Source organism: Agromyces agglutinans (genome assembly GCF_009647605.1).
GTDB lineage: Bacteria > Actinomycetota > Actinomycetes > Actinomycetales > Microbacteriaceae > Agromyces > Agromyces agglutinans.
Genome location: NZ_WJIF01000006.1, coordinates 97,205 through 110,805, shown reverse-complemented (window position 1 = coordinate 110,805; position 13,601 = coordinate 97,205). Strand labels below are relative to the sequence as shown.

At 70.3% G+C, this 13,601-nt stretch carries 5 protein-coding genes; 4 read left to right on the top strand and 1 reads right to left on the bottom strand.

What is annotated here, in order from left to right; translation table 11 throughout:
- Window positions 1–762 carry a succinate dehydrogenase iron-sulfur subunit gene (locus GE115_RS11615; RefSeq protein WP_312855102.1) on the top strand — a complete coding sequence of 254 codons (762 nt, stop codon included), beginning with the start codon at window positions 1–3 and terminating at the stop codon, window positions 760–762.
- 165 nt (window positions 763–927) lie between these two features.
- Here GE115_RS11615 and GE115_RS11610 read toward each other — a convergent pair whose 3' ends face one another.
- Window positions 928–10,224: a VWA domain-containing protein gene (locus GE115_RS11610; RefSeq protein WP_153684959.1), complete on the bottom strand. Its 9,297-nt coding sequence runs from the start codon at window positions 10,222–10,224 to the stop codon at window positions 928–930.
- Between the two features lie 233 nt (window positions 10,225–10,457).
- On the opposite strand from GE115_RS11610, the gene GE115_RS11605 reads away from it, so the two are divergent.
- Genes GE115_RS11605 through trpS form a run of 3 tightly spaced genes read left to right on the top strand, consistent with a single transcriptional unit; the run spans window position 10,458 to window position 13,600 of the window.
- Window positions 10,458–11,723: a YihY/virulence factor BrkB family protein gene (locus tag GE115_RS11605; protein WP_312855101.1), complete on the top strand. Its 1,266-nt coding sequence runs from the start codon at window positions 10,458–10,460 to the stop codon at window positions 11,721–11,723.
- A 10-nt stretch (window positions 11,724–11,733) separates the two neighbouring features.
- Window positions 11,734–12,570 (top strand): exodeoxyribonuclease III, encoded by an 837-nt coding sequence (locus GE115_RS11600; RefSeq protein ID WP_153684957.1) that lies wholly within the window; start codon window positions 11,734–11,736, stop codon window positions 12,568–12,570.
- Between the two features lie 19 nt (window positions 12,571–12,589).
- Window positions 12,590–13,600 carry a tryptophan--tRNA ligase gene (gene trpS, locus GE115_RS11595; RefSeq protein WP_153684956.1) on the top strand — a complete coding sequence of 337 codons (1,011 nt, stop codon included), beginning with the start codon at window positions 12,590–12,592 and terminating at the stop codon, window positions 13,598–13,600.
- Window position 13,601 lies beyond the last annotated feature (1 nt).

The following is a 13,601-nucleotide window of genomic DNA, read 5'->3' as shown; positions in this document are numbered from 1 at the left end:
GTGAGCACCGCCACGCTCGAGCAGCCGCCTGCAGAGGCCGCGCCCATCGAATCCTTCACCGTCACGTTCCTCATCCGCCGGTTCGACCCCGACGTCGACACCGAGCCGCGCTGGCAGGACTTCGACGTCGAGATGTACCCCACCGACCGCGTGCTCGATGCGCTGCACAAGATCAAGTGGGAGCAGGACGGCTCGCTCACGTTCCGCCGCTCGTGCGCACACGGCATCTGCGGGTCCGACGCGATGCGCATCAACGGCCGCAACCGGCTCGCGTGCAAGACGCTGATCAAGGACCTCGACATCTCGAAGCCGATCTACGTCGAGGCGATCAAGGGCCTGCCCCTCGAGAAGGACCTCATCGTCGACATGGAGCCGTTCTTCGCGAGCTACCGCGAGGTGCAGCCGTTCCTGCAGCCGAAGACGGCGGCCGCGCCCGGCAAGGAGCGCGTGCAGTCGGTCGCCGAGCGCGCCCGCTTCGACGACACCACGAAGTGCATCCTGTGCGCCGCGTGCACGTCGAGCTGCCCCGTGTTCTGGACCGACGGCCAGTACTTCGGCCCCGCCGCGATCGTGAACGCGCACCGCTTCATCTTCGACTCGCGCGACGACGAGGCGAAGGTCCGCCTCGACATCCTCAACGACAAGGAAGGCGTGTGGCGCTGCCGCACGACCTTCAACTGCACCGAGGCGTGCCCGCGCGGCATCGAGGTCACGAAGGCGATCGCCGAGGTCAAGCAGGCGGTCATGCGCGGCAAGCCCTGACGGGCGGATGCCACGCCGATCGGCGACGACCACGGCGAAGGGCCGGTGCCTCACGGCACCGGCCCTTCGTCATGTCGGGGAGACTTCCCTCCGACCGCCGGGCCCGCATTCAGGTGGGCCTCGGCGACCGGGTGGCGGCGGCCGTCCCGGCCGCCGCCCTCCCCGTCACCCGGTGACGTCCCCCCGACGTCGCCGGCTGATCGCGAGCACCACGGCGATGCCGCCGAGCAGCAGCAGGCTCGCACCCGCCCAGACCCACGGGCCACCGGCGAAGCCGGTCACCGCGGTCGGCTGCGGCACGGTGATCCTCACCGACGACTCGCCGCAGACGATGCCGTCGGCCTCATCGTCGGCATTGCCGTAGCAGACCTCACCGGTGTTGGTGATGCTCGTCGCCTTGGCCGTGGGCCGCAGCGTCACGTCGAGCGTCACCGGCGGTGCGGCCGTGATGTTCGGCCCGAGCACGCCGAGCAGGTCGCATCGGAGGCTGCCTCCGTAGCCCGAGGCGTCCTTGCCGGTGACCTGGCAGTTCTCCCAACGGGGGAACGCGGGCGCCGGTGCCGTCGTGATCGAGTCAACCCGGAGGTCGGCGGGGATCTCGTCGAACAGCGTCACCGGGTCGGCCGCGCCGATGCCGGTCGAGGTCACCTGGAGGGTGTACTCGAACGACGAGCCGGGCTTGGCGTTCGTCACGCTCGAGGTCTTCTCGATCTCCAGCAGCGGCGGACGGTCGATGCCGCAGGTGGGCAGCGCCTGCGGGTACGCCGCGAGCACCGTCTGCGACGGGTTCACCGAGAACTCGACCGAGAGCGGCACCTTCGTGACGATCCACGGGTTCTCGGGATCGCCCGACGGGGTGTAGGTCTCACCGCGCCACGGGAACGTCGGAGACGTCTCGTCGAGGATCAGGTCGAGGAACCGGAGCCCGGGAACCACCGAGCCGGGATCGGCGAGGTCGGCCTCGGTCACCGGACGCCAGCCCGGGAACTCGAACGGGATGCCGTTCTCGTCGACGGCGGCTCCGGGCCAGAGGAGGCGCCCCTCACGCTCCTCCCACGGGATCGTGTCGATCCGGGTGAGCGGCTCGAGCGGTCCGGCGCCGTCCGGGTCGGCCGAGGTCCAGGTGACGGTGATGTCACCGGGCTCGACGTTCTCCGTCGCCTGCACGTCGAAATACAGCCACGGGACGTCCGCGATGCATCGCACGTACGCGGCCGACTGGATGCGCTTGACGGGCACCTCCGCGTCGTCGCAGTCGTTGGACGGGTCGAGGTCCACCACCGGGAACGGTCCGCCCTCGCCCGGCAGCCCGCCGGTGATCTCGACGCACGCCTCGTTCGGGATCGGCTCGGTGTCGAGCGGCGGCAGCACGGGCGGCGGCGCGTTCGGGTCGACGGCCGGCGGTGTCTCGACGGGCGGCGGCACAAGCATCCGCACCGGAATCCGGATCGTCGTGACGGCGCCCTCGGGGTACGTCCCGGTGTACTCGGCCTCGAACGCGGAGTCGGTGTCACCCGAGACCTGCGTCCACGTGCCGTCCGGTTCGGCGGCGGGATCGAACGTCGCCGGCCCGGTCACCTCGAGCTGCGGGTCGATGAGGTCGGTCACCACGAGGCCGTCGACCGCGTCGCCGTGGTTGGTCACGGTGAGCACCCAGGTGAATTCGTCGCCGGCCTCGATGGCGCTCTCGCCCTCGGGCAGGTCCTCGAACGTCTTCACGATGCCGACGTCCACCGGCGGGATGTCGACGCAGCCCTCGAGCGGCGTCACGATCACTCCGGTGCTGAACTCGCCCGCGTTGTAGAAGCCCTTACCACTGGTTTCCTCGACGCAGCGGGCGTCGTCGATGGTCGTGAGCTCCGACACGTCGGCGATCAGCGTGATCGTCCACGTCTCGGTCGCGCCGGCGGCGATCAGCCGATCCGTCGCGAGCACCGTTCCATCGCCGGTTCCGGTCCAGCCCTCGACCGGGTCGCCGGCCGGGTCGGCCGCCGTGGCTGTGAACGTCACTCCGGCGGGCAGCGCCGGGGTGTCGCTCAGGTCGTAGTACGTCGCGTGGTCCTCCGCGCCGGTGACCGTGATCTCGTACTCCACCGTGTAGGTGTCGTCGTCGTTCAGGGTCGGGCCGCCGCTGACCGTCTTGACCGCGGTCGGGAAGTCCGGTTCGGCGCACACGCTGCGCTCGAGCGGCAGGCCGCCGACCGTGAGGATCGCGAGGTTGCGGAATCCACCCGGTTCGAACTCGCCGGGCGGGGTGCACTCGGTCTCCTCGTGCACGGGGGCCTCGACCTGGGGCTGTGCGATGACGGTCACGGTGTAGCTGTGGCTGTCGCCGGCACCGAGCACCTCGTTCGTCGCGAGCGTCTCCACCCGGTCGTCGGGCAGGCCGGTCCAGCTGCCGGACGCGGGCTCGACCCCCGCCGGTGCCGTCCATTCCGCGCTCTCGATCGAGATCGGCTCACCGAACAGGGCGAGCGAGTCCTCGAGCGTGTAGGTGACCGGCGAGACGGCACTCGTGTTCTCGACCGTCACATCGTAGACGATCCGCCAGTCGCCGCCGGGCAGCTGCTCGACGGAGGTCAGCGTCTTCTCGAACTCGTAGGTGGCCGGCCGCGCGGTGTTGACGATCTCGCACTCGACCTCCTGGCCGGGCTCGAGCGTCACCGCGCCGTCGACGAAGGTCGCCGGCACTGCCGGGGTCTCGCTCGTCACCAGGCAGACCCACTCGCCGGCCGCGAACTCATCGGAGCCCTCGAAGTCCGCGGACTCCGAGAGGTCGTACGGCGTGTTCGAGTCGACGGTGCCGGATGCCTCGCCGTCGCCGGTGAGCACCACGGTGTCGCCGTCGGCGGCCTCGAGCGTCCACAGGGTCGGCGGGAACTCCTCGGCGACCGCCTCGGGCTCGACGACCTTGATCAGGGTCAGCGTGGGTGCGAGGTCGGTGTTGGTGATCTCGCAGTCGACGGTCGCGCCGAGCTGGGTCACCGTGAGTGTCGCGCTCGTCGCACCGGGGCCGCTCACGAGCGTGAACGCGCCATCGCCCTGCTCGGACGTGCAGGTCCAGGTCTGGGAGACCTCGTACTCGACGCCGTCCTCCCAGATGGTCGAGACCTCGTTCAGGGTGTAGCCCACGCCGACCTCGACCGGTCCGCTCGCGGTGCCGGCACCGGTGATGATGCCGACGTCGCCGGCCGTCGCCGAGACCGTCCAGTCGGCCGGCACCGCGTCACCGCCGTACTGGTTGTCGACGATCTTCTCGAGGTTGACCGTCTGCGTGCAGTCGACCTCGTTCGTGATCGTGAACGAGTTGTGCGTCGCCACGAGCGTCTTCACACCCGTGCCGTTCCCGACGCCGTTCACCATCTCGCAGCCCGCGGGAACGGTGACGCCGGTCTCGCCGACCGCCACCTCGTCGCCGAGCTCGAACGGACCGTTGTCGACGCCCCAGTCGACGTTGGCGCCGTCGAGCGTGGCCTGCGCCGAGAAGCCGGGCGGCAGTGCCGGGCTGTCCCACGCGAGGGGTGCGCCGCCGTCGATCACCCAGACCTTGAGCAACTCGACGACCACGGGCACCTCGTGGCACGCGTCATCCGTCCAGCTGCCGCCGGAGACGACGGTCGCGGAGTTCAACAGGCCCTTGCCACCCTCGCCCTCGCACCGGAGCTCGGGCGAGTCATCCGCCGGAGCGACCGTGAACGTCACCGTCACGGTGAACGTGTGGGTCGCGCCACCGGGCAGCGCCTGGTCCTCGACCACCACGTTGTCCGTGGATTCCGCGCCGTTCCAGTCCGGGTTCACGGTGACGTCGGCGCTCTCGACCTCGCGGTCGGTGATCGTGACGTCGCCGGCGAAGTCGGGGGCGTCGATCAGGTCGTAGATGAGCTCCTGCGTGTCGCTGAGGTTCTCGACGGTGATCTCGTACGTCGCCTCCCACTCGTCGCCGACCTGGGTAACCGTGCCCGTCGGGCTCTTCACGATCTCGGGTCTCGCCGGCAGGCCGCAGCCGTCGTCGGACTGGGGCACGCCGTCGCTCGTGAGCGTCGCCGTGTTGAGGAAGCCCACGTTCGGGTCGGCCTCGGACGGGTCGCAGGTGAGCGTCGTCGGGTTGCTGAACGCGCCCTCGTCGACGTTCGCCGTGACCGTGACGGTGTACTCGTGCACCTCGTCGATGCCGATCACCTTCGGCGCCGGTCCGACGATCGTAGTCGTCGGGTTCGCCTCGGGGTCGGCCCACGTGCCGTCGTCGCCCTCGCCGCTCCACGACGCCGACTCGATGTCGATCGACGGGCCGAAGCGCAGGGTGTCGGTGAGCGTGTACGTCGAGATGAAGTCGGCGTTACCCGTCACGGTGAGGTCGTACTCGAGCGTCCACAGGCCGTCGGCGTCCTGCGTGACGGTCGGGTCGTCCTTGACGATCGTCGGGCGACCGCCCTCCTCGATCGGCGTGCAGTCCTCCGACTCGTCGACGATCTCGCCGCTGGTCAGCACGGCCGTGTTGAAGAACCCCGTTCCGGGCGTGCCGGGCTCGCACTCGCGCTCACCGGCGGGCAGGCCCGCGGGCACGGTCGCGTTGATCGTCACGCGGTACACGTGCGTCGCTCCCGTCGCGATCGACTCACCCGCGACCACCGGGATGCTCGCCGGAACCGGCGACACGTCGGTGGCGATCGGGCCGGCGACCGGCGAGACCTCCTCGACCGTGTACGAGTTCAGCGTCACGGATGCCGGGAAGCCGGGCTCGTCCACGAGCGTGTAGACGCTCGGCTTCGATCTGGGGACCGTGTTCGACACGGTCAGCGTGTAGCTGACGTCCCACGTGGCATCCGGCTGCTGCGTCGCGGTCGCGCCGCTCTTGACGATCGACGGTGCGCTGGGGCTGTCGCACGCGGTGTCGACGGTGTCGTCGCCGCCGACCGTCAGCGTGCCGGCGTTGTTGAACGCGCCGTCGCTCGCGTCCTGCGGGCAGGCCGTCTGAGCGGGCGTCAGTTCCGGGCCCTCGACCACGATGCCCGACACGAAGATGTTCCAGAGATCGGATGCTCCGCCGGCCAGGTAGCGGTCGACGACGAGATCACCGCTTCCGCTCCAGGCGAGCGGGGCCGCGCCGCCGTTGAGGGTCACCGAGTAGGTCGCACCCGAGAGGTCGATGCCGGCACCGAAGTGCAGCTCGTCCGAGAGCGAGTACGTACCACCGATGGTGTCCAGGTTGTCGACGTCGATCGCGTAGGTGATGCTCCATGTGCCGTCGGGAGCCTGCATCACCGAGCCGGGCACGACCGACTTGTCGTGCGTGATGTCGGGCGTGTCGATCGTGACGCAGCCCGTGGCATCCGTCTCCTGGTTGCCCGAGACGAGCGTGACGACGTTGTTGAGGCCGTTCTCGCTCGGGCAGGTGAAGGGGCCGTCGTCGGCGTCGAGTTCGACGACCACCTGGATCTGGTAGACGTGCTGGTCGACGCCGGCGGTGCCCGCGAGGGCGACGTCGTCGGCGAGCAGCGTGTTCGGCGCGGTGCCGGTCCACGTCGGCACCGTCGGCACCGGCGCGGAGACCACGCTGGCCGGTCCGGTCGCGGTGACGTCGGCGGGCAGGTCGAGCGTGTCGACCAGGTCGTACACGATCCCGGTCGTCGCCGACGGGTTCGTCACGGTGACCGTGTACGGCAGTGTCCACGTGCCGTCGCCGTTGTCGACGGCGGTGCCGCCGACCTTGGCGATCGTCGGGTTCACGGGCAGCACGCAGTCGGATGCCTGGTAGCCGCTCGGGCCGACGTACATGGTCGCCGTGTTCAGGAAGCCGACGGTGCCCGGATCGAGCTCGTCGCAGGCGGCCTGCGTCGAGCCGTCGAAGTCGGCGCCGTCATCGACGGTCGCGTTGACGGTCACCCGCCACGTGTGCGAGGTTCCCGGAGCGAGCACGGGTTCGCCGTCGAAGGCCTGCACCTGGCCGAAGGCCACGGTCCACGGGGTCGACGGGCCCTCCGGCAGCGGGGTGAGCCGCTGGTAGCTCGCGCTGTTCACCGTCGTCTCCGAACCGAAGTCGAGCTGGTCGGAGAGGATGTAGGTGATCGGCGAGAAGGCGCTCGGGTTGGACACCACGACGTCGTACGTGATCGTCCAGGTGCCGTCGGCGTTCGCGACCGGGATCGCGGCCGTCTTCGTGATGCTCGGCACGAACGGGTTCAGCGTGTTCGTGACCGTGCAGTCCATCTCGTCGCCCGCGGCGAGCGGTGCGACCGCCGGGCCCGGGATGTTCGGGCCGTCGTTGAGCGAGCAGACCCACTGGCCGGGGCCGAACTGGTCGGCGTTGGGCAGTGCGGTCGTCTCGGCGAGGGTCAGCGCCTGTCCGGCGGGAACCTCCACGAAGCCGGCCGTGCCGCCGGCGCCCGACGCGACCACCTGGGCCGTGTCGTTGCGCGTGGCGCTCAGCGTCCACGCCGTGGGCGGGGCCACGTCGCCGGTGACGACCTTGGTCAGCTGCAGCTTCGGCGGGATCGGCCGGTTCGTGACACGGCACTCGCCGGACTGGTTGGCGCTCACGGTCACGGTCGAGACCGTGGTCCAGGCGCCGTCCTGCGTGGTGCGGCACTCGATCGAGACCTGCTCCCAGCCGGCGGGTCCGCCCGCCTCGCTGATGTCGTAGACCTTGCCCGGGCGGACCGGGAAGGTTTCGCCGCTCGTCACGGTCTCGGCCTCGAGTCCGGGAATCTGCGGGTCCTGAGGCGTCGCGGTGAGGTCCCAGTCCGCCGGGTCGGCGGTCACGCCGGGCAGGGGCTGGAGCACCTTGGTGAGGGTGAGCTGCGCGGTCTGGTTCAGCGCGGTGCACTGCACCCAGTTGCCGAAGCCGACGATCACGCCGCCGTTGAGGCCGCCGGCGTTGCCGCCGGTCGGGTTGCCGTTCGCGTCGAGCGGCACGCACGCCCAGCTGCCGGTCGATCCGGGAACGGAGAGATCCGGGTTCCGGTTGTCGACCTGCACGTAGCGGGGGTCGCCGCCCGTCTCGGCGAGTCCGTAGACCGCGTCAGGCGCGACCTCACCGGTCACGCCGGTGCCCGAGTCGCTGCCGGCCGGGAAGTCGGTCGGACCGTTGACCGCGTCGAGCGTCCACAGGTTCGTCGCGACGCCGTCGCCGTCCACATCCTTGCGGAGCGTGAGCTTCGTCGGGCAGTTGACGGTGTTCGTGATCTCGACCGTGTTGGCGTCGGACGCGAGCAGCAGCTGGTACGGGCCGCCCGTGAGGTTGTGCGAGGCGGGCGTGCCGTTGACCTCGGTCACCTGCTGGCTGACGAGGGTACAGGTCGTCGGCAGGGTGCCGAGGGCCTCGGTGATCGGAATCGTCTGGCCGGCAGTGAAGCCCTCGTTGAGCGAGCCGAAGCCGACGATCGAGCCGTTGACGCTCGCGTTGCCCGTGAGCGCGGGGTTCACGCCGTGCGCGATGGGCGGAGCGCCGTTCACGACCCAGAACTTGTCGACGACGACCGTGGCCGCCGGGTTCGGCGCCTGGTTCGTGAACGTGCAACTGACCGCGGTGGTCGGACTCACCGGCACGTTCACGCCGGGCTGGCCGGGAACGGAGGTGTTGTTCGTGACCCCGGCGATCGGCGTGTTCGTGTTGAGGTCGCGACAGACGGCGTTGAGGCCGCCCTGCTGGATGATCGTGTGGCCCGGCTGCTGCGCCTCGCGGATCACGACCGTGCCCGAGCTGGTGCCGCCCGCGAAGTCGAGCGGGTAGCTGATCGAGCCCGTCACCGGGGCCGTCAGGCCGTCGGCGGGGTTCGGGGTGCCGACCGTGACGCCGGCCGAGGGCTCGGTCGCGGTGATGCCCCAGCCGCCGGCGGGAACCGCCTGCGCGATGGTGCCGCCCGGCGGCACGACCTGCTTGGTGACCGAGACGCCGCCCTGGCAGTTGCCGAGCGCGATCTGCTTGAGCGCCTCGCCGGCCGCGGCGTAGTTCGCGGTCTGGTAGTAGTCGGCGGCGGCCGCGTTGCTGCCGTTGAACGCGATGCCGCCCGAGATGGCGCGGAGGTTCAGCGCCGTCGACGGAGCGCTCACGCCCGAGCCGACGCCGAGGGCGATGACGCGCGTCGCCTCCGACTTGATCGCGTTGGCAGAGAAGATCGCGTTCTCGACCTCGCGCATGCGGGTGAAGCTGCCGGGTGCCGACTCGGTGCCGTACACCGTGGGGTTGCCGTCGGTGAGGATGATGGCCACGTCGTAGGGTGTCGCGGAGTTGGCGACCTGCCAGAGGCCGCGGTCCCAGTTCGTCGTGCCGTTCGTCGGCGCCGTGAGCCCGTTGATCCAGCCGTTGACGACGTTCGCGTTCGGCTGGGTCGACACCGAGCTGATGGGCCGGTTCTGGTTGTTGCTGTTGTTCGCGGGCGCCGCCTGGGCGAACGTGAACAGGCCGACGCGCGAGGGCGTGCCGACGAGCGAGTTGACGAGCGTGACGCCGGCCTGCCGGGCCTGCACGATCGACGGGTTCACCGAACCCGAGAGGTCCATGATCAGCGCGACGTCGAGGCCGCACTGCTGCGGGAGGGCCGGGTTGTTCCGCGAGGTCTGCCACACGCCGCCCGAGGCGTCGCGGTTCTCGTTGCCCGTGCTCACCATGAACTCGGCGGGCGGTGTGGTGGTGTACGTCTGGCCGGAACGGACCTGCCAGGTGCCGCCGCTCTGCAGACCGACCCGGAAGCTGTAGCTCGTCGACTGGTTGTCGCCGCCGAACGCGTCGCCGGTGCGGAGGGTCGGGTTGGTGAAGTACCCACCGGGTGCCGCGATCTGTCGGACCCACATCTCCCGGTCGCGGTTGACACCGCCCTCGCCGGTGTTCGGGATCACGAAGTTGCAGTCGCCGTCGGCGTCGGCCGTACAGGTGAACAGCTGCGTTCCGCCCGTGCGCGTGGTGAAGAGTCCGAGCTGCACGCCCGCGAGCGGGGAGATCGAGTTGGGGTCGGCGATGCTGCGCACGTCGCCCGTGCGGACGGTGATGACCGCTTCGCCGGCGCCCGGGTTCGGCACGGACATCGTGCCGATCCCGCCTTCGCCGGGGTCGGCGGCCGGGGCCTTCCTGAGCTGCGGCGCCTCGACCGGGGGCTCGTCGGCGGGCACCTCCTCGGCTGGCGCCTCCCCAGTGGGGGCCTCTTCCGCGGGGGTCTCCTCGGCGGGGGTCTCCTCGGCCGGCGCCTCTTCAGCGGGCGTCTCCTCGGCGGGGGCCTCTTCGGTGGGGGTCTCCTCCGTCGGCGTCACCTCGGTCGTCGCCTCGGACTCCGTCGACTCGGCCGACGTCGCCGCGGGATCCTCGATCGTCTCGCCGGCGAGCGCGACGGTGGGCAGGCCCAGCGCGAGCATCGCGGCGATCGTCGCCGATGCGATCGTCGCGGCGACTCCCCTGCGGCGCCGGTGTTCGCGCTCACGGCGCGAGCGTCGAGTGGGAAGGGCCTGCTCGGAGTTCGTTCGGGATCTCATCGTCCTCGTGCCTTCGCGACGTGTGCGCACACCACCCCCGGGCGCGCAATCGCGGTCAGTCAAGCAGGATGCGGAGAGACCCGACAGATCCTCAGCGACACCAAAAGGGGTGCCACCTGAACAGGGGCCCCCTGAACGGGTGCCACGCGCCGGGATGCCTCGGGCCGCGTCATTCGGGGCATGCGCGGCGCGCGGCATCCACTCGCCGACGCGGCCGTCGCTATCGTGATCATGTGGCCGATCGGACGGAAAGGGACGCCGCCGACGGCGGACCGCAGTGGCGCGAGCGATTCGATCCGCAGATCCAGCGCGTCACCACGATCACGAACCGCACGCTCGCGCTCTTCCCCGTGCGCGTCTGGCGGGCGTTCCTCGCGCGCAACGGATTCATCCTCTCGTCGGGCATGAGCTACCAGTCGTTGTTCGCGGTGTTCGCCGGCGTCTACGTGCTGTTCGCCATCGCGGGCATCTGGCTGGTGGGCAACGCGGCTGCCATGGATGCGTTCGCAGCGCTCGTCAATACCTTCGCGCCCGGGCTGATCGGTGACGACGGCGTCATCAGCCAGTCGACGCTCGACCAGATCGCGCAGGACAACAGCGGGGTCTTCGGCTGGACCGGCGCGATCGCGCTCGGCGGGTTCGTCTGGACCGCGATCGGGTTCGTCACCTACGCCCGCATCGGCGTGCGCAGCATGTTCGGGCTGCCCAAGGACACCCGCTCGTACGTGCTGCTGAAGGCCCGCGACCTCCTGGCCGCGATCTGCTTCGGGTTCGTGCTGCTGCTGGCGACCGCGCTGTCGATCGTCACGACGAACTTCGTCGACTGGGGGCTCGCGCTGCTCGGCTGGGACCTCACCTCCGGCTGGTCGACCTTCTTCGTGCAGGCGGGTGTCCTCGTCGTGGTGTTCGCGATCGACACCCTCGCCCTCGCGGCGCTGTTCCGGTTCCTCTCGGGCGCGGCCATGCCCTGGCGGCGGATGTGGGTCGGGTCGCTCCTCGGATCAGCCGGGCTGACGGTGCTGCAACTGTTCAGCTCGGTCGTGCTGGCCTTCACGAGCGACAACCCGTTGCTGGCGACCTTCGCCGTGTTCATCGGCCTCCTGCTCTGGTTCCGCATCACGAGCATCGTGATCCTCGTGGCCGCGGCCTGGGTCGCGGTGGAGGCCGAGGACGCGCACGAATCGCTGCGCGCGGTCACGGCCGAGGAGCTCGCGGCCGAGCGCGAGCTGCAGGAGTATCGCGCGCTCGTGACGGCCGCTCGCGTACGGGTGCGGATGTCGCAGCAGGAGTTCGACCGCTCGGGATGGTTCGGGCGGATCGGCGCGAAGCGCAACCTCGCGAGGGCCCAGGAGGAGCTCGCAACGCTCGAGGCCTCGCCGCCCTCAGCGGCGGCCGCAGCGGCGGTGTCGTCGGCGACCCTGCCGGGTGGTTCGCCGGCCCCGTCGCCGACACCTGCTCCGGGTCGTTCATCGACGGGCGATGTCGGCCGCCTCCCATAGGATTCAAGGCATGCCCTCGAAGCCCCTCCGTGTCGCGACCGCCAACGTCAACGGAGTGCGCGCCGCGTTCCGGCGCGGCATGGGCGAGTGGCTCAGCGGGCGCGAGATCGACATCCTCGCCCTGCAAGAGGTGCGGGCCTCGACCGACGACCTCACGGCCCTGCTCGGCGACGACTGGGACGTGCTGCACGACCCGGCGACCGCCAAGGGCCGCGCGGGCGTCGCGATCGCGAGCCGCCGCAAGGCGCACATCCACCGCGTCGAGTTCGGCACGACCGATTTCGACACCGCCGGCCGCTGGCTCGAGGCCGACTACGAGGTCGGCGACCGCATCGTCACCGTCGTGAGCGCGTACGTGCATACCGGCGAGGCCGACACCCCGAAGCAGGTCGAGAAGTTCCGGTTCCTCGACGCGATGGAGCAGCGCCTGCCGCGCCTCGCCGAGCACAGCGAACTCGCCGTCGTCATGGGCGACCTCAACGTCGGCCACCGCACGCTCGACATCAAGAACTGGAAGGGCAATCTCAAGAAGGCCGGGTTCCTCCCCGAGGAGCGGGCCTACTTCGATCGCTTCGTCGGCGCCGAGGGCGAGCCGGGCTACAACGACGGCGCCGGCCTCGGCTTCGTCGACATCGGCCGCAAGGCGGCGGGCGACGTCGCCGGCCCGTACACGTGGTGGTCGTGGCGGGGCAAGGCCTTCGACAACGACGCCGGCTGGCGCATCGACTACCAGCTCGCGACCAAGGCGCTCGCCGAGACGGTCGTCGACGTGCGGGTCGACCGGGCCGCGGCCTACGACGAGCGATGGTCCGACCACGCGCCCCTCGTCGTCGACTACGCCATCTGACTCCCAAGGACTTCCACGCATGAACACCGCACGCCCCATCGTCTTCTCCGGCATGCAGCCCTCGAGCGGCTCGCTGCACCTCGGCAACTACCTCGGTGCCCTGGTGAACTGGGTCGCGCTCCAAGACGAGGTCGACCCGATCTATTGCGTGGTCGACCTGCACGCCATCACGGTCGCCCAAGACCCGGCCGAGTTGCGCACCCAGACCCGGTTCACCGCAGCCCAGTACCTCGCCGCCGGCATCGACCCCGAGCGCTCGACGCTCTTCGTGCAGTCGCACGTGCCCGCGCACGCCGAGCTCGCGTGGGTGCTCAGCACCATCACCGGCTTCGGCGAGGCGAGCCGCATGACCCAGTTCAAAGACAAGTCGGCCAGGCACGGAGCCGAGGCGACGACCGTTGGCCTGTTCACCTACCCGGTGCTGATGGCCGCCGACATCCTCCTCTACGACACGAACCTCGTGCCCGTCGGCGACGACCAGCGGCAGCACCTCGAACTCACGCGCGACCTGGCCGGCCGGTTCAATTCGCGATTCGGCGAGACCTTCCGCGTGCCCGAGGCGTACATCCCCGAAGAGGCCGCGCGCATCTACGACCTGCAGGATCCGACGTCGAAGATGTCGAAGTCGGCGGCCTCCGACTCCGGGCTCGTGCGCCTGCTCGACGACCCGGCGGTCACGGCGAAGAAGTTCAAGAGCGCGGTCACCGACGCCGAGCGCGAGATCCGATACGACCCCGCGACCAAGCCCGGCATCTCCAACCTGCTCGACATCTACTCGACCGTGACCGGCACCCCCATCGCCGACCTCGAGCAGAGCTACGCCGGGCGCGGGTACGGCGACCTGAAGAAGGACCTGGCCGAAGTGGTCGTCGAGCGGCTCTCGCCGATCCGCGCTCGCACGCTCGAGCTCATGGAAGACCCGGCAGAGCTCGACCGTCTGCTCGCACACGGCGCCGACAAGGCGGCCGAGCGTGCCGAGCGCAAGCTCGCCGACGTGTACGACCGCGTCGGCTTCGTCCGCCGGCGCTGAG

Coding starts and splice junctions, on each gene's coding strand:
- GE115_RS11610 (WP_153684959.1), bottom strand. CDS start 10,224: ATGAGATCCCGAACGAACTCCGAGCAGGCCCTTCCCACTCGACGCTCG.
- GE115_RS11600 (WP_153684957.1), top strand. CDS start 11,734: ATGCCCTCGAAGCCCCTCCGTGTCGCGACCGCCAACGTCAACGGAGTG.
- trpS (WP_153684956.1), top strand. CDS start 12,590: ATGAACACCGCACGCCCCATCGTCTTCTCCGGCATGCAGCCCTCGAGC.